The organism is Agrobacterium sp. DE0009 (genome assembly GCF_007680755.1).
Taxonomy (GTDB): Bacteria; Pseudomonadota; Alphaproteobacteria; order Rhizobiales; family Rhizobiaceae; genus Agrobacterium; species Agrobacterium tumefaciens_B.
Genome location: NZ_VEIU01000002.1, coordinates 158918 through 174301 on the forward strand (window position 1 = coordinate 158918; position 15384 = coordinate 174301).

Below are 15384 nucleotides of genomic sequence, written 5' to 3' on the forward strand. Positions count from 1 at the left end.
GTTCTCGGACGGGGTTTCCTGCTGTCTGTCAGTTGGAAGAAAAGCGTCGCGCTGCCGCCTGACTGCCCGGATTCCGCGCCGGGCCGGATCGCATGTGAAGTTTTGAGGCCCTGATTGCTGAACCAAGGGAGGCAAACAGCAAGCGAAGCGCGAAGACCCGCGACATGCTCACCTGAGCAGGGCGGGTGCAACACCATTACCAGTAAATGGATTCCAGTCTTTGGCCGCAAGAATGGCCCATGCCGTGGCTCCGATATGCGGCAACCTGAAATACTTGAAGTCGGCGGAGTTGGAGTCGGGACCGATTTTCAGGCCGGTCGTCAGTTCGCGATCTTGGGTCGCATAAACAAGTCCGCTCGGCGAAATATTCGCTTTTATTGTCTCGAGCAGACTGTCGGCTTTCCCTTTCTGTCCAGTACGCTGAAACGTCAGCGCCGCCTGTGCGGTGCCTTCGAGCCAGACGCCATCGCGATCGTCATTGAAATCGAACCCGCCATTGACGGCGTAGTGCCTATCAACCCAGTTTAAAACCCGTGAGGCGCGGCCCTCAAATTCTGGCACAGCAAGAAGCGGCCAAAGTTCGGAATCGATACCTGACTGGCTGGTGTTTGGTAGATCGCTGCCGGGCAGGCTACCGACGTAGAAGTGGCCTTCCCGCTCGTTCCACATGGCGTCGAGGAACGATCCGGCTTGATCCCGCACGACTTTCCACTGTCTCGTGTCATCGATTGCCGCAAGCCAATTGGCTGCTGCATAAATATCGAGATTATGTTCAGTCGATTTCCAATCCAGTGTGGTTGGCGCGGGCTCCTGACCGAAAGTACCGCCGGCGTAGCCGACACCGCTTTTTCCCCTCGTACTGGTGTCGATCCACCCAACCAGTCTTGCCGCAGCGGCCCGGTAGGTTTGGTCGCCAGATTGTTCATGCGCGGCTAAAAGTGCAAGTGCTGCCCAGGCAACGTTGCCGGTCGCAGTTCCAACCTGATAATCGTCTTCGATCCAGGCATTGAGCCTGGCATTCCAGAACCCGGGCAGAAGCATGGGCTCCTTGATATCCGTTACGGCACCGGAACGATATGCATTGCGGATTCGGCCGTCGCGGTAATGCCTGTCATGATCAACCGCGAGGCGTAAAGCATCGGCAACGCGCAGGGCTTTTGCATCCTGGCGACAGGCAAAAAGCGCGATGGATGCCAGGGCGTTGTCGTAGGTGAAAGCCGCATTCTCCAGGGCCGGGTCAAGTGGCTGTCTACCTTCTCCAGGCTCATAGCTGGGGAAAAGAAAGGGCCCGACCGAGCCGTCCATCCTTGCGGCAAGTCCGGCGCACAACCTTGTGGCAACGACATCTCTAGCAGTTTCGGTCGCGGTGACCGGGTCCGCCGCCACGAGACTGCAAAATAATGAGCCGATGAGGATAGTCTTGTTGGACATGCAGTTTCCCTCAAGCCTTGTCGAGCCTCATGCTATCCAGCCGCTCTAAGGGGACCAGCCCGTCAGCTGAAAGCGCGGGCGAACAACATCCGCATTGATTGCATAAGATCCCCCTGCCCGGCGACGTTCTCAGGAGCGGTCCGGAACAGAAGTCGCAAAACAGCCCTGTGCTGTTCCTCCGTGAGACGCAAATTATATTTGCAAGGCGCCTGGGGCGTACCGCCGGCCTCCACCTGCAGCCAGCCAGCCTCCGGTACGAAAACCGACTCGGCATCAGCGACGCCCAGGGAGATCTCCGAGAGAGTAACACTTTCGGTCGACAGTCTCGATATACGAACGGGCAGGATTGAGTCGGCGCTGCGGATTTTTCCGGGAATATCGACTTCGATCGGCTCTTCTTTGTCGAAGCGGGGCAATTCTATGCAGCATATGAGGCTGGTGAAAGCAATCACCATCGCGACGGCCGACCAGATGAGGTTCATGCAGTCGCGTGCGGACATTTCCGAAGGAGAATCCCAGCTGTAGACGGCCAGCACGATCGACACGGCCGAGGCCGCCGAAACGAAGGCGAAAAACAATGCCGTGGGCGCATGAACCCGCACATGCGATCTGTCTCCACCCTTTTCCGTCACTTTAAAGGGCCGTCCGAACGGCTTTCGAATAGCTTGAAAAAGGGTGATTGTGATTGGTACCGCCGTCAGGGCATGTGTCACTTCCGTGAAAAGAGGAAGGGTGCGTTTGCCGGAAATCCAGGTGGAATAGGTCCAGAACAGCGCAAGAGAGGACAGCCCCAGCTTCATGAACATCAATTCATCGGCTTGAAGGGCCGAAACGCCGGTGAGCCAGTAGATCGAAGGGGCGAGGAGCAAGCAAAGGATAAAAGGCTTCGACAACCAGCAGAAAAGGCCATGCAGATAATGCAGCCGCTGGGTCAGCGTGAAGTTGCCGCGCCAGAGCGGACCGGTGCGCAGGAGACCAATCTGGATCGTACCGAGACACCAGCGCGTTCGCTGGGTAATATATTCCGGTATACCCTCGGCCGATAAGCCGACACTGAGTTTCTCATTTAGCCAGCGTGTGACATATCCCTGTTCCATCAGCCGATATGTCAATAGCATGTCCTCGGAAAGTGCTTCCGAAGGAAAGCCGCCAAGGTCATTTACGGCAGAGCGACGCACGACGAAGCTGGTGCCGACGCAGAATGCGCAACCAGCCGCGTCTTTCGCCGGTTGGAATACATCGAAGAAAACACGCTGGTCATCGACGAAGCTTTTACCAATGCCCAGGTTGTGTTGGATGGGATCTCTGTTGAAATAAAATTGCGGCGTTTGCACCACCGCCACCTTTGGATCCGAGAAAAGCCCCGTGACGCGTTTGAGGAAATTTGCCTGCGGCGCGAAGTCGGCGTCAAGCACCATGATGAGATCCGACACCTCCGCCAGGGCATTGCTGTGGCGAAGGGCATTGTTCAGATTTCCCGCCTTGGCATGTTTGTTGTCGGGACGGGTGACGTAGTTGACGCCGACCCTGTCGCAATAATCGCGGACCTCCGGTCTGCGCGTATCGTCACAGACGAAAACACGGAGCTTCGGATAATCCATGGCTTGAGCTGCAATGATCGACTTTTCGAGGACGTTCAACGGCTCATTGTAGGTGCAGATGACGACGTCCACCAAGGGAGCGTCTCCATTTTTTTCGAGTTCGGCCTCCCCACGGTCGGCGATGGCGGACCAGTCCGTTCGCCGGATCAGGATAAGGATAGAACCGATCGCATAGAGCACCGAGATGAGTTCGAATGTGAAGTATGTATAGTTCCACAAGGCCTCCAGCGAGAATTCCACGGGCGGCAAAGTATCGACGGCTCGCCACACGATGTATGTTCCAAGCGAAAGAAGCATGATGACGCTGAATGCCAGCCTGTCGACGAACCTCTTGGGATCGGCAAGCATGGCGAAAAGGATTGCGCCAAGTGCGATGACAAGGTTGACGTAAAGTATGGACTGGATGTCACCTTCGGAGCTGAAATACATCGAACTAACCTCAACAAGGTCCTTCCGCGCTTAGATGCGGGCGCAGGCAAGAGCGTAATGTGGAAGATGAGGCGCTTGCCCTACGGGCCAATAAACGGGCCCGCAGGGCTCACCCAATCCGTGCGGTGTCAGGATTGAGTTCGCGAGACGGTTTTTGCCGCGCTGGGGCTGGCCGTCGTTTGATGCGGCAGGACCCCTTGTTGAGGCAACCGTTCAGCAATCTGCGGCTGGCGCGCCTGTTTGGCTGGCCTGATGCCCATGTAGTCGAAGACCCTGTCGCGCGAGGTTTCGATAAGCGACCAGGTAGCCTCGGTGACGCCAGGAAGCTCATCGACGGAGGTTTGGGCGAGTTTTAACAGGCTGCTGGATGCCTCATGAACATAGTCCTGCGTCTTTCCGAGCCACTCATTCGGCAGACTTACGCTCACCCATGTTCCGACCGAACAAGCGGTATCACGCGCAAGTTTTTGCTGGTTGGCGCCGTCGACGCGGATGAAAGCGTAGAGCTCGCGCCTTTCTGTCGGCGGAAAAGGCACGGCGTAGTCCAGGTCCACCCGTTCCGTCGTGCGCGGCACCAGCCGCTCCACCAGACCGTCGGCTTCCTGGTTCCAGCCATCGGCATTAACCTTAACCCGCGAGCCGACGGAGAGGGCCTGCGCCTGGCGCTCGGAGAAAATGGCAACCACGAAAGCATTGCGGCAATCCAGCGCTTCCGCGAGCGTATCGCCAGCGACAACCTCGCGTCCGGTTGCCGCGACCGGCTTGTAAAGTGTCGTTCCGGCCGGGATCGCGAGATCTGCGCGGGTAAGACGCTCGATGCGGGCCGCCTCTGCCGAGGCCAGCGTTTTCAGTTCGCTGCGTCTGGTCTCCAACGTCGTCATCTGCATCTGGATCTGCATCAGGTCGGCTGAACGTGTGCGGATTTCCTGCTGGAGATTTTGCAGCGACTGCAGATCAGAGCCGATATAAATTCCTTGCCGGGCAAAGCTCATTTCCTTGTTGAGTTTGTCCACGGCAACCCTGGCCGCCTGCAATTTTACATCTTCAAGCTGTATCGTGTCGGCAATATCATCGCCGATACCGAAATAGACACCCTTCGCTACCAGCTTCTGTTTTCTCGTTGCCTCAGCTTTTGCGATGCGGGTGGAATAGGTCACCATCTGCAAGGCAGCCTCCGCAGCCGCAAGATCGGATTGAGTCCGGATGAGCAGCGCCGCCTGCTGGCTGGAGAGATCCTTGTTCAAATCTTGGATCCGGGACGCATAATCTCCGATAATCGAGTTCTTCTGGTGCATTTCATTATCGAGCGCTGCCAACTGCACCTTCAAGCCGATGAGGGTCGTTTTGTCGACCTTGTCGTTTTCGATGGTTGCCTTGCCTTTATCATCCGATAATTTGACCACGCCGCTAATCGGGGTGGTCAAAGGAATGATCGGCGCGTTGATCAGTGCACGACTGGTCTGCGACGTGAACACAGGTGGAAATACAGAAGAAGAAAATACCGTAGCGACGACACCTAGAACAGTATAGGACGCCAGCCTCACAGACGCCCCATTATTTCTTTCCTTGGACTTATTACGGAACAGCATGAATCAACTCCTGTGGTTGTTAAGCAAGCGTTCCTCCCTCAGTATTGAAATCGTGTCGCAAGTTTTTGTGCGGCGCAACATCGTTAAGATTGCATTAATGTATTTTTGATGGATGATAAAACTTTGGGCTTTCGCCTATTTAGTGGACGCAAAAATTCATCCATGAGAACTTATCGGGCAGATTTTTAATCTCTTCATATTAGAAGGTGCGCGTAAAACTTCTCAGCCGTGTAGAGACCAAAAAAGCGGCAGAAGTCGAATGCAACCCATGGGCGCAATCGCTTGTTCTTGGCGTCCGGCGACAAACAGGCATGCAGTCGATGCGCGCGGGAATCGCGTGCCCGAAACGCCGGCTCCTTCATTGGAAAGACCGCAGAAGTCTTCGAGCCTTGAGATTGAGATTTCGCAGATGCTCCTTGGCATCGGAGGTTCCGACCAAGGGCACTTCAACTGAAATGGCTGCCCCATCCTCAACGGCAGCGAGGAGGTCGTGCAAGGGCAGGATACCCTCGCCCGGGGCGAGACGGCCCGATCTAGCTTCGTTTATCATCCCTTCAGGTGTCGCCGGTGCAGCACCGGAGACATCACAGAGCTGCACGTGCCTGACGATGTTGCGATCGATCTCATTGACGTTTCCGCCGTTGCGAAAGAAATGAATGGCGTCGACAAGCACGCCCGCATTGGTCTGGGCACAGTCATTTATGATGGTAGCGCTTTGGCGATAGGTGCTGACTGTGCGCCAACCCATGTTTTCCAGATCGACGGCCATGCCGTGGCGAGCAGCGACGGTGCAAAAGCTGCCGAGGTTATCGACAAGACGTTGTCGGTCGGCATCATCGCCGCAGGCGGACAGGCGTCTGGCGCCAATGTCCGCCGCCGCAGCGACGATCGCTTCGACAGCGGCCGCATCGAATTGCGGGTCAATAACAAAAAACTCGATGTCGAAGACGCTCATGCCTTCGCTGTCGAGAAGTGCGCGAAATTCCGCTGCGGACTTGCTGCCCTTCGGCAGCTCGTAATAAGGCGCGCCGGGAAAGGCAGGATGCAATCTCAATCCAACCGCATTGAAACCTGCTTTGGCGGCGCAGCGCACAAACTGTGACGGTGGCAGCGTTATTGCGGAAAAATGGGCAACACCGAGCACCTTCTGCAGGGTTGGTTTGCTGTCTGTCATCGTACCACCCCCGCGCGGGCAAGATGCTCCAGGAGATTGCTGCCCGTGCGATGAATATGCTGGCGAAGCTTGTCGGTCGCGAAATCGCTGTCCCGGGCGACCGCACCCTGGGCTATCTCGCTGTGTTCTTGATTGACGTTTCTGTCACCGGATGTCTGTGAAAGGAACGCCCTTCGATAACGATCATTGAGATTAAGCAGGGTGTTGCAGAACTGAAGAAGAAGCGGTTTGCCACATCCCGATATCAAAGCGAGGTGGAAATCGCGATGCACGGTTTCCCAGTACTCCAGAGTCCCGGGCCTTGCTGCATCCCGCTCGGCGCGGTTGAGCTTGTGCAGGGCGCGCATGACGTTTCCCTCCCACTCCACATTACCCACCCGAATGGCTTCCTTCAGGGCGAAAACCTCGAGTTCTTCGCGCAGGCTGGTGACTTCCTCCAGATTGGCGAGCGACACAGGCGAGACACGGTAGCCACGATTATCCTCAAACTCGACAAGACCGTCGGATATCAGGCGCGCAAGGCCCTCGCGAAGCGGGCTCAGGCTGACGTTGAAGGATTGTCGCGCCTTGTCGAGATTGATCTTGCTGCCCGCTTCCAGATCACCGGAAATGATCGCTTCGCGTAGCCGCGTGGCAAGCTGGCTGCCGATGGTATTCTTGCCATCGTCCGAAAATCCACCGCTGGCGGTTTGATTGCCCCCTCCGATCGGATCGTTGGCCTGCTGTTTCATGACACCCCGCGTGACAAAACTTGATGATGAGCGGTAGAATAAACGATTATTATTGTCAACGGATTGTAGGAAAATCGCTCGCGACATTCCCAAAGAGGCGTGATGATGACGAAAATTGCCTTCGTAAGGCCCAGAAATCTCCGGCATCGACTACAAGACCATTCCAGCAACCGCTTTCGCTTGATCGACGCTTGACAAATAATCGATTATTTTCGTACTGACTCTGCATTGGGAGGTGCCTATGGTCATCAAAAGCGAAAGCGACATCACGCCTGCGGTCATCGGGGCGATGAGTCAGACATCCGATCCACGAATGCGTGAAATTCTGGTGGCGCTGGTCAAGCACCTCCATGCGTTCGTTCGGGAAGTGCGTTTAACGGAGCCAGAGTTCCGCGAGGCAACGGCCATCTTGAACGAAATCGGTCAGCTGCAGACCGATACGCACAATGAGTTCGTTCTGATCTCGGGCTCCCTTGGCGTATCCTCTCTCGTCTGTCTGTTGAACAATGGTGATAACGGCCAGACGGAGACATCGCAGTCGCTGCTCGGCCCCTTCTGGCGCCTCAACTCCCCGCGGGTAGAAAATGGCGGAACGATCATCCGCTCCAGTACTCCGGGAGATCCGCTCTTCGTTCGCGCCCGCGTCATTGATCGGCACGGCAATCCGATTTCAGGTGCGGAGGTCGATGTCTGGCATGCTTCTCCTGTCGGTCTCTATGAAAACCAGGACCCTGATCAGGCAGAGATGAACCTGCGCGGAAAATTCACCACAGACGAGGATGGCTGCTTCTGGTTCCGGACCGTGAAAATGGTCGGTTATCCTATCCCCGTCGACGGCGTCGTCGGGCGGATGCTCAAGGCGCAGGGTCGACATCCGTATAGGCCGGCCCACCTGCACGCACTCATATTCAAACCGGGCTTCAAGACACTGATCTCGCAGGTTTTCGACCCGAGCGATCCTCATATTGATTCCGACGTGCAGTTCGGCGTGACGGCCGCCCTCACGGGAGATTTCATTCGCCATGATGAGCCCCACCCCAGCGACAAAGATGTTGTGGGACCGTGGTTCTCGCTTGATTACACCTACACCATGGAGCCGGGCGAAGCCGTTCTGCCGCGCCCGCCGATCAAATAATTCCGGAGCCATTTATGATCACCGAGGAACAACGCCAGGCCGCTGCTGATGCTATTCTGAAAGCCGAGACCGACAGAAAGCCGATCGTTCAGCCCAGCAAAACCTATCCGGAACTCGATATCGAGGACGCCTATCGCATTCAGGGGCTCTGGGCCCAATCCCGCGTCGCTCGCGGCGCCCGGATCGTTGGCCACAAGATCGGCCTCACGTCCCGCGCCATGCAGATGGCGTCTAAAATGACCGAGCCCGACTATGGGGTCATTCTTGACGACGCGCTTTATAACGACGGTGCACAGATCAAGGCTGAGCTGTTCATCAAGCCGCGCCTCGAGGTCGAGTTGGCCTTCATCATGGGAGAAGACCTGCATGGCACAGGCACGCGCATCTACGACGTGATGCGCGCGACCGAATTTGTCGTGCCGGCCCTCGAGATTATCGACTACCGCACCGAAGTACCCCGCGCGATCACCGATACTATCGCTGACAATGCGGCGTTCGGCGCCATCGTGGTCGGTGGACGTGTTATCCGTCCGATGGATATCGACGTACGCTGGGTCGGCGCTACGCTTTCCAAAAACGGGATTATCGAGGAATCCGGCGTGTCGGCGGCGATCATGGGGCATCCTGCCGCTGGCGTTGCGTGGCTGGTCAACAAGCTGCATGCCGTGGGCGGTGGCCTGAAGAAGGGGCAGATCGTCCTTGCAGGGTCCTTTACGCGGCCCGTCGATATCGTCAAAGGTGATGTCATCCAGGCAGATTACGGCCCGATCGGCTCGATCGGCGTCTCTTTCGTGTAAGGTGGGAACATGGATCTTCCGGTCAATCAATTCAAAGCAAAGCTGCGCGCGGGCGAAAGCCAGATCGGGCTGTGGTGCGGCCTGCCGGGCAGTTATGCGGCCGAGATCGTCGCGCCCGCCGGTTTCGACTGGCTGCTCTTCGATACCGAACACTCGCCGAGCGACGTTTTGACCGTCATGCCGCAGTTGCAGGCCGTCGCTCCTTACAAGGTTTCGCCAATCGTGCGACCGGCCGCCAACGACCCCGTCCTCATCAAGCGCTTTCTTGATATCGGTGTCCAGACACTGCTGATCCCCTTCATTCAGAACGCCGACGAGGCCAGGGCTGCCGTTGCCGCCACCCGCTATCCGCCCGCCGGCATCAGGGGCGTGTCAGCACTCACGCGCGCCACACGGTTTGGCCGGGTCAAAAACTACGCCCAACAGGCCGAACGGGAACTCTGCGTTCTCCTGCAGGTCGAAACCCGTGAGGCCATGGCCAATATCGAGGCGATAGCTTCGGTGGAAGGCGTGGATGGAATCTTCATCGGGCCGGCAGACCTTGCGGCAAGCTTCGGTTATCCCGGTCAGCCGGGGACGCCAGAGGTGGTCGAAGCGATCGAAAATGCGATCGCACTTTTGAAGCGGTTGGGGAAACCCGCTGGAATCCTCACACCGGACGAGAAATTTGCGAAACGCTGCATCGAGCTCGGAACCCTCTTCACGGCCGTCGGCATCGACGTCGCCCTCTTGGCGCGCGGGGCAGAAGCGCTTTACGGCAGGTTCTCGGAGCCGGCATAAAGATGGCTGATCGGACCGAGATTGCCCATGAGATCGCGCCAACGGGCGCGATCCGTGCGGCGGTCAACATCTCCAACGCGGCGCTTGCCCGCATCAACGCTGCGACGGGTGTTCTCACCGGGCCAAGCATCGATCTCGCTCAGGCATTGGCGGCCGAAGCCGGATTCCCGCTCACGATTCTGGAATATCCGTCCGCAGCAGCGATATTGGCTGCTGCGGATCGCAGCGAATGGGATGTCGCCTTCATTGCCGCAGATCCATCGCGCGTTGACCGGTTTTCGTTTTCGCCGCCCTATGCGTTTGTGACGGCTACATTTCTTGTGCCGGCACAATCGGAATACATGCGGGTAGCGGATGTCGACAAACCCGGCTCTATCATCGCGGCTGCGCAAGGGGCCGCTTATACAAAACAGTTGGAACGCCTGATCAAGCACGCGACGATTCTTCATGTCGGCACCGCAGCTGAAGCAACTGAACAGTTGAAGGCCGGAGCCTGTCATGCTGCGGCAGGGCTGAAACAATCCCTCGAAGCGGCGGCAGCGGAGGACGCCAATCTTCGTAAACTGGACGACGCGTTCTCCGAGATTCCCCAGACCATCGCGGTCTTAAGGGAGATGGAACTCGCGGCTGCTTTTCTGGAAGAGTTCGTAACGCGCTACACGGAAACCCTCTGAGCGTGCGCGGCGGCGGAAACCCGTCGTTATTTTTCGTTCCAGATCATCGACAGACGGGTGCCTTTTTGCAGCTCCGGATGGGTGTGGGTCTGTTCAACCCGCGCGCCGAGATTTTGCGCCATTGCCATGATCAGCTTCGTACCGAGGCCTGTGCCGCGAGGAATTGAGCCCGGCTGCACGCCCACGCCGTCATCCTCGACAACCAGAACAAATTGGCCATTATCCTCGGAGAGGTTGACGCGAACTGTGCCAGTCTGGTCAGGATAGGCATATTTAAGGGCATTGGTCAGAAGCTCGGTGATGATGACACCAAGCGCCACGGCATGGTCGGCGTTGAGGTCCACCTCGCAAAGCGACGTTTCAATCGTGATGGAGGACGATCCGGGCACGGCCTGGAACAGATCCCCGATGATCGAGGTCAGATAGGAGTTCAGCGAAACGAGGCCGACATTGGCAGTATTATAGAGGCTGCGGTGAACGCCGGCGATGGCGGAAATCCGGCTCTGCGTTTCCAGCAACGCAGTTTCCGCTTCCTGGGAATTCAGCGTATTTATTTGCAGCCGGATCATGGCCGACACCAACGACAAACTGTTTGCGACACGATGGTTCATTTCTTTCACCATCATTTCCGCATGCTCTTTCGCCGTCACCAGCAGACGGTCCGCCTCCTCCTTCGTCTGGCGGAGGCGATGATTTTCCAGTGCCTGATTGATGGCGGTCAGCAAAAGCGGAAAAAAGTCATCCCCGACATTCTTGATGACGTAGTCAGCAGCGCCTGCCTTCAGCGCATCGATGGCAATCCGGGCTTCGTTGGATCCGGTGACATAAAGAACAGGGACGCGCGACGGTATGGAGTGTATCGCAGCAAGGAACTCCATTCCGGTCGACGTCTGAAAATAGTGGTCGAGAACAACCACATCGAACTGCCCGTTTTGAAAAAGCTCGAGTCCGGAAGCGACGGAGGCGGCGTGAACCACCTCCATTCCATGGCGACCAAGGACTCGGCTCGAAAGCCTTGCCAAAGCCGGGTCGTCATCGACATACAAAACGCGCAGAGCCATCATGCCTTCAAGGTATCTGAATTACGGAGAAGAACAGGCCGAGATTTTTGATGGCACTGGCGAAGCCCTCATAATCGACCGGTTTGGTTATATAGACATTCGCGCCCAGATCATAACATTTCTGGATTTCCGTCTCGTCATCGGTGGTCGTCAAAACCACGACAGGCAAACGACGGGTGTATTCGTTGCTCTTGATCTGCTCAAGAATAGTGATGCCCGACATATCAGGCAGATTGAGGTCGAGCAGCACCAGAAGATAGCGGTCCTTGCTGACAAGGCCATCCCGACTTTCGCCCAAGATGTAATCGAGTGCTTTTGCGCCCAGTGTGAATGGCACGATCTCGTTGTTCACGCCAGCCCGCCGCACATTTTTCTCGATCAGACGGGCATGGCCCTCGTCGTCTTCGATCATCACGATCGTTACTTCCTGACCGGTCGCTTTCATTTGTCGCCTTCCTTTGTCACTCGTCTGAGGTCACTCGGCAGCAGCAAGAGGAACTTGCTGCCCTCACCAAGTTTCGACTCAACTTTAATATCACCTCCTAAATTTCTGATTAGCGAGCGAACATGCGCGAGACCTATGCCCTCCCCCGGCTGATCCTGGTTTCCGGCCCGCCGGAATAGTTCGAAGACCCGTTCGAGATCCTGCTCGCCGATCCCACGTCCATTGTCTCCCACCTCGATGCAGATCGCGCCCCGCCCCGCCGGGTAAGCGCGTGCCGTCAGACGCAGCGGGCGGCCGGGCATCTGGTACTTCACGGCGTTGTCGAAAAGATTGCCAAGGATCTGGTCGAGGGATATCCGGTCGGTGATAATCGTCAGCTTCGGCGTATCCACTTCGATTTCACCGCCATTGGCGGTGATCTGATGGCGAACCGTCTCCGACAGTGACGACAACAATGTCTCGATATCCACCTTTTCGGGCTGCAGCTTGCGCTGGCCATCGCGGGATATCTTCAGAATGGCGTTAATCAGTTGATCCATTTTTTTGGTGGATGACCGAATGAAACCAATCGCCTCCGGTATATCCTCATCAACCGCCAGCCGCGCTTCGCGGATGACCTCTTCTGTCGGACCTTTGCCGTCAGCCAGAATATAGCTCGTGACGGGCTTCAGCGACGTGTCGAATTCAGAGAGGAAGCCCATGATATTAACCAGCGGGGCGCGCAGGTCATGGGTGACGATATAGGCAAAACGCTGGATTTCCTGATTGGCACGACGAAGATCCCGTGTTCTTTCCTCGACGCGTTCCTCAAGATGACGGTTGAGTTCGTCCACGTCCTCCCGCGACTTGGTCAAAGCGCGGATATACGTGAAGACAAGAAGGATCGAGCCGCCGACGACGGCAAGAATCGCGACCGCACCACCAATCGTCACCCAACGCAACGTGTTGGCCGCCTGAAGTTGGTCGGCGACGATGATACGAAGGCGATCGTCGGTATGAGACTGCAGATCCGATAGCACCGTCCTGATTTCGTTCATGAAGCGTTTGCCGTCATTGTTGCGAACGACCTCAACCGCCTCCATGATGCGACCGGCGCGCTGCAAATCGATCGTTTCTCGGGTTTCCGCGAGCTTCGCATCGATTGCCTGCTCCAGGCCTGAGAGAGATGCCTTATACTGTTCTTCGTCCTTCAGAAGATCGAGAAGTCTCGACTGCCGTGCGGGGAGGCCACGCAGCGCCTCCTCATACGGCCCCAGATAATCGGGATTGTTCGTAAGCAGATATCCGCGCTGCCCGGTTTCGATGTCCTGCATCGTCGTCAGCACGTCCAGAATTGCGGCACGCACACGGCGCAACTGGGCCGTCTCCTGGGAGTAATGATTGTTCACCTGCACGAGCCACAACGATGTGGAGACCATGCCAATCAAAATCGCAACGCCGACAGCAAGCATCAAAAGGCTTCGCTGGGCAAACGGTGAAAAACCAGTCACAGCAACAACATTCCCGGTAGGCAGCTAATTCGCGGGCCAACCTAGAGTACAGGAGCGCTTGAAGCGAACGATTTATTTTTATGCGCTAATGGAACCGACTGACGATCCAGCCATTATTTGACTCCGCCCTCACTCATCAAAGGCGCGCCAAACAGATTCATCAAGCTGACAGCGATACGGTTATCACGCCTTCGCCATCAGATAATGACCTACGCCCCAGATATTTCCATCATCATGGCCGAAAAGCCCTGCGGTTGCCAGAAAGAACAGTCGCCACCGTCGTTCCCAAAGGCGGGCCTCATTGCCATAAACGCGCTTCAGGATGGGTCTGATATTTTCGATTTCGCGGTCGAAGTTGGCTAGCCAATCGAGAGCCGTGCGCCGATAATGCAACCCGGACCAGCGCCACTCGCGCTCAACGGTAAAAACACCATCAAACCGGCGGGGGAGATCGAAAGCGGGCATGATGCCGCCCGTGAAGAAATGCTGCGCAATCCAATCCGCGGAATTATTGTGATCGAAACGATACGACCTGTTGTGATGGTTGAACACATGCAGGAAAAATCTGCCGTCGGGCTTTAGCCAGGAATGCACGCGCGCGAATAATGTGCTCCAGTTCGACATATGCTCGAACATTTCAACCGACACGACACGGTCAAACAGCGCGTCGGCCGCGAAATCATTCATATCCGCCGTTATGACCGACAGGTTGGAAAATCCGCGCTCTTGCGCACGCGCCATGATGTATTCGCGTTGCGATGCGGAATTCGAGACGGACGTGATCCTGGCGCTCGGATAGCGGCCGGCCATGTAAAGCGACAGCGAACCCCAACCGCAGCCGAGTTCGAGAATGTCCATGCCGTCCTCCAGGTCGGCGTGCTCCACGGTTTCAGCCAGAGCGACATCCTCAGCCTCGTCGAGCGTCGTCCTGGCGTTTGGGTAATAGCAGCATGAGTATTTACGCTGCGCGCCGAGGACCAGCGAGAAGAACTCTGCGGGCACCTCATAATGCTGCTTGTTCGCCTCATCGGTATGACTTGCGACCGGAAAATTCGGCATATTCGCCACGAAGTCGAGTTCGGCATTGGTCGGAATTTTCGCAAGCCGTCGCTTGGTTCGCCCACAGAGCATGTCAATCCCAGCGAGCGTGAGGCTATCGGCGAGCGGTGCACGCTCGGCGGCGTTGATGGCGACGGCAAGCATATTCATGGTGTTTCCTCGATTTTGCGTGGGCCGGGGAAGAAAGCGTTGACGCGCTTCTGCAATGCGCGGAATTTTTCGCCGCGAGATTTCAACATGTGGTCTTCAAGTGGCGGAATGCCTGACACGTGAACGAGCAGCCAGTACATCATGGCAGGCGCGGCGAGCGACGCCCATGAGACAGCCTGACCGTGAATGGCGAGGAGCGGGAAACTGCACCAGAAAAGCCACTCGAAGAAGTAATTGGGATGACGGGAGTAACGCCAAAGGCCGGTTTCACAGACGCCGGTCTTGGCTTCGGGACTTTTTCGAAACGCCGAAAGCTGCGCGTCCGAGATCGCCTCACCCAGAAGCGCGCCTAGCGCGATGACGATCGCGAGACAATCGACGAGGCGCGGAAACCCGGTGACGTTACCGGCGGCAAGATAGACCGCAAGGACGAGCACGAAGGCAGCGACTGCTTGAATCTGCAGAAATACGAAGAGCCGAAAAGAAGCGGCGCTGCCCCATTCCTCGATAAGCTTTGCATAACGGGGGTCTTCGCCGCCACCGCGCGTGCGCAAGCCAATGTGTCCCGCCAGCCGTAACGACCAGACGAGGACGAGAGCCGCAACGGCGACACGACGATGAGCATCGCCCGCAGCCAGAATGACGGCTGTAATACCCCCCACGCCGACGCTCGCTGACCAAACGGTATCGATCCAGCCGCTTGAGCCTGTCGCCCTTTGCAATGCCCAGGCACCAGCCATAAGCAAAGACATCAGAACGGCCAGCATGATTATCACAGAAAATGTCACTGCTCCGGTCACCGTGCTTTGAAGGTTGGGGCCAGGTTTGGTGACAGCAA

Annotated in this window: 14 protein-coding genes; 4 read left to right on the forward strand and 10 right to left on the reverse strand. The window is 56.8% G+C overall.

From position 1 onward, the window contains the following. Positions 1-168: 168 nt before the first annotated feature. From FS804_RS10195 to FS804_RS10215, 5 genes are all read right to left on the reverse strand, one after another. A complete protein-coding gene (locus FS804_RS10195; protein ID WP_144576496.1) occupies positions 169-1431 on the reverse strand; it encodes a hypothetical protein in 1263 nt (420 codons plus the stop codon). 62 nt (positions 1432-1493) lie between these two features. Continuing rightward, complete coding sequence (locus FS804_RS10200; RefSeq protein WP_144576498.1) at positions 1494-3461, reverse strand: glycosyltransferase family 2 protein; 1968 nt, start codon at positions 3459-3461, stop codon at positions 1494-1496. A 128-nt stretch (positions 3462-3589) separates the two neighbouring features. Continuing rightward, on the reverse strand, positions 3590-5050 hold the full coding sequence (locus FS804_RS10205; RefSeq protein ID WP_246665868.1) for an HlyD family efflux transporter periplasmic adaptor subunit: 1461 nt from the start codon (positions 5048-5050) through the stop codon (positions 3590-3592). A gap of 358 nt (positions 5051-5408) precedes the next feature. Continuing rightward, the gene (locus FS804_RS10210) at positions 5409-6224 is read right to left on the reverse strand and encodes a sugar phosphate isomerase/epimerase (protein WP_144576499.1); all 816 of its coding nucleotides are present in this window, start codon (positions 6222-6224) and stop codon (positions 5409-5411) included. Continuing rightward, positions 6221-6955: a GntR family transcriptional regulator gene (locus FS804_RS10215; RefSeq protein ID WP_144576500.1), complete on the reverse strand. Its 735-nt coding sequence runs from the start codon at positions 6953-6955 to the stop codon at positions 6221-6223. The genes FS804_RS10210 and FS804_RS10215 overlap by 4 nt, the downstream gene beginning before the upstream one ends. 241 nt (positions 6956-7196) lie before the next feature. On the opposite strand from FS804_RS10215, the gene FS804_RS10220 reads away from it, so the two are divergent. Genes FS804_RS10220 through FS804_RS10235 form a run of 4 tightly spaced genes read left to right on the forward strand, consistent with a single transcriptional unit; the run spans position 7197 to position 10341 of the window. Then, a complete protein-coding gene (locus tag FS804_RS10220; protein WP_144576501.1) occupies positions 7197-8090 on the forward strand; it encodes an intradiol ring-cleavage dioxygenase in 894 nt (297 codons plus the stop codon). A 14-nt stretch (positions 8091-8104) separates the two neighbouring features. Beyond that, entirely contained in the window at positions 8105-8887 is a 783-nt protein-coding gene (hpaH, locus tag FS804_RS10225) for a 2-oxo-hept-4-ene-1,7-dioate hydratase (RefSeq protein ID WP_144576502.1), read from the forward strand. A 9-nt stretch (positions 8888-8896) separates the two neighbouring features. After that, positions 8897-9667 carry a 4-hydroxy-2-oxoheptanedioate aldolase gene (gene hpaI / locus FS804_RS10230; RefSeq protein WP_144576503.1) on the forward strand — a complete coding sequence of 257 codons (771 nt, stop codon included), beginning with the start codon at positions 8897-8899 and terminating at the stop codon, positions 9665-9667. Positions 9668-9669: 2 nt separating this feature from the next. Continuing rightward, a complete protein-coding gene (locus tag FS804_RS10235) occupies positions 9670-10341 on the forward strand; it encodes a transporter substrate-binding domain-containing protein (RefSeq protein WP_144576504.1) in 672 nt (223 codons plus the stop codon). A gap of 26 nt (positions 10342-10367) precedes the next feature. Here FS804_RS10235 and FS804_RS10240 read toward each other — a convergent pair whose 3' ends face one another. The 5 genes from FS804_RS10240 to FS804_RS10260 all read right to left on the reverse strand — a co-directional run bounded on the left by FS804_RS10240 (position 10368) and on the right by FS804_RS10260 (position 15298). Continuing rightward, positions 10368-11405 carry a sensor histidine kinase gene (locus FS804_RS10240; protein WP_063946897.1) on the reverse strand — a complete coding sequence of 346 codons (1038 nt, stop codon included), beginning with the start codon at positions 11403-11405 and terminating at the stop codon, positions 10368-10370. A gap of 4 nt (positions 11406-11409) precedes the next feature. After that, positions 11410-11847 carry a response regulator gene (locus tag FS804_RS10245; RefSeq protein WP_063946896.1) on the reverse strand — a complete coding sequence of 146 codons (438 nt, stop codon included), beginning with the start codon at positions 11845-11847 and terminating at the stop codon, positions 11410-11412. Next, positions 11844-13298, reverse strand: coding sequence for a CHASE3 domain-containing protein (locus FS804_RS10250; RefSeq protein WP_144576505.1), 1455 nt, complete (start codon positions 13296-13298; stop codon positions 11844-11846). Before FS804_RS10250 ends, FS804_RS10245 begins: the two co-directional genes overlap by 4 nt. 222 nt (positions 13299-13520) lie before the next feature. Further along, the gene (locus FS804_RS10255) at positions 13521-14546 is read right to left on the reverse strand and encodes a cyclopropane-fatty-acyl-phospholipid synthase family protein (RefSeq protein WP_144576506.1); all 1026 of its coding nucleotides are present in this window, start codon (positions 14544-14546) and stop codon (positions 13521-13523) included. Further along, complete coding sequence (locus FS804_RS10260; RefSeq protein ID WP_246665869.1) at positions 14543-15298, reverse strand: DUF1295 domain-containing protein; 756 nt, start codon at positions 15296-15298, stop codon at positions 14543-14545. Before FS804_RS10260 ends, FS804_RS10255 begins: the two co-directional genes overlap by 4 nt. Positions 15299-15384: the final 86 nt, after the last annotated feature.

What these genes read in the sequence shown, in the direction of transcription:
- FS804_RS10210 (WP_144576499.1), bottom strand. Translation starts at nt 6,224, where the DNA reads ATGACAGACAGCAAACCAACCCTGCAGAAGGTGCTCGGTGTTGCCCAT.
- FS804_RS10250 (WP_144576505.1), bottom strand. Translation starts at nt 13,298, where the DNA reads ATGCTTGCTGTCGGCGTTGCGATTTTGATTGGCATGGTCTCCACATCG.
- FS804_RS10220 (WP_144576501.1), top strand. Translation starts at nt 7,197, where the DNA reads ATGGTCATCAAAAGCGAAAGCGACATCACGCCTGCGGTCATCGGGGCG.
- FS804_RS10200 (WP_144576498.1), bottom strand. Translation starts at nt 3,461, where the DNA reads ATGTATTTCAGCTCCGAAGGTGACATCCAGTCCATACTTTACGTCAAC.
- FS804_RS10245 (WP_063946896.1), bottom strand. Translation starts at nt 11,847, where the DNA reads ATGAAAGCGACCGGTCAGGAAGTAACGATCGTGATGATCGAAGACGAC.
- hpaH (WP_144576502.1), top strand. Translation starts at nt 8,105, where the DNA reads ATGATCACCGAGGAACAACGCCAGGCCGCTGCTGATGCTATTCTGAAA.
- FS804_RS10260 (WP_246665869.1), bottom strand. Translation starts at nt 15,298, where the DNA reads ATGTCTTTGCTTATGGCTGGTGCCTGGGCATTGCAAAGGGCGACAGGC.
- FS804_RS10235 (WP_144576504.1), top strand. Translation starts at nt 9,670, where the DNA reads ATGGCTGATCGGACCGAGATTGCCCATGAGATCGCGCCAACGGGCGCG.
- hpaI (WP_144576503.1), top strand. Translation starts at nt 8,897, where the DNA reads ATGGATCTTCCGGTCAATCAATTCAAAGCAAAGCTGCGCGCGGGCGAA.
- FS804_RS10255 (WP_144576506.1), bottom strand. Translation starts at nt 14,546, where the DNA reads ATGAATATGCTTGCCGTCGCCATCAACGCCGCCGAGCGTGCACCGCTC.
- FS804_RS10240 (WP_063946897.1), bottom strand. Translation starts at nt 11,405, where the DNA reads ATGATGGCTCTGCGCGTTTTGTATGTCGATGACGACCCGGCTTTGGCA.
- FS804_RS10195 (WP_144576496.1), bottom strand. Translation starts at nt 1,431, where the DNA reads ATGTCCAACAAGACTATCCTCATCGGCTCATTATTTTGCAGTCTCGTG.
- FS804_RS10215 (WP_144576500.1), bottom strand. Translation starts at nt 6,955, where the DNA reads ATGAAACAGCAGGCCAACGATCCGATCGGAGGGGGCAATCAAACCGCC.
- FS804_RS10205 (WP_246665868.1), bottom strand. Translation starts at nt 5,050, where the DNA reads ATGCTGTTCCGTAATAAGTCCAAGGAAAGAAATAATGGGGCGTCTGTG.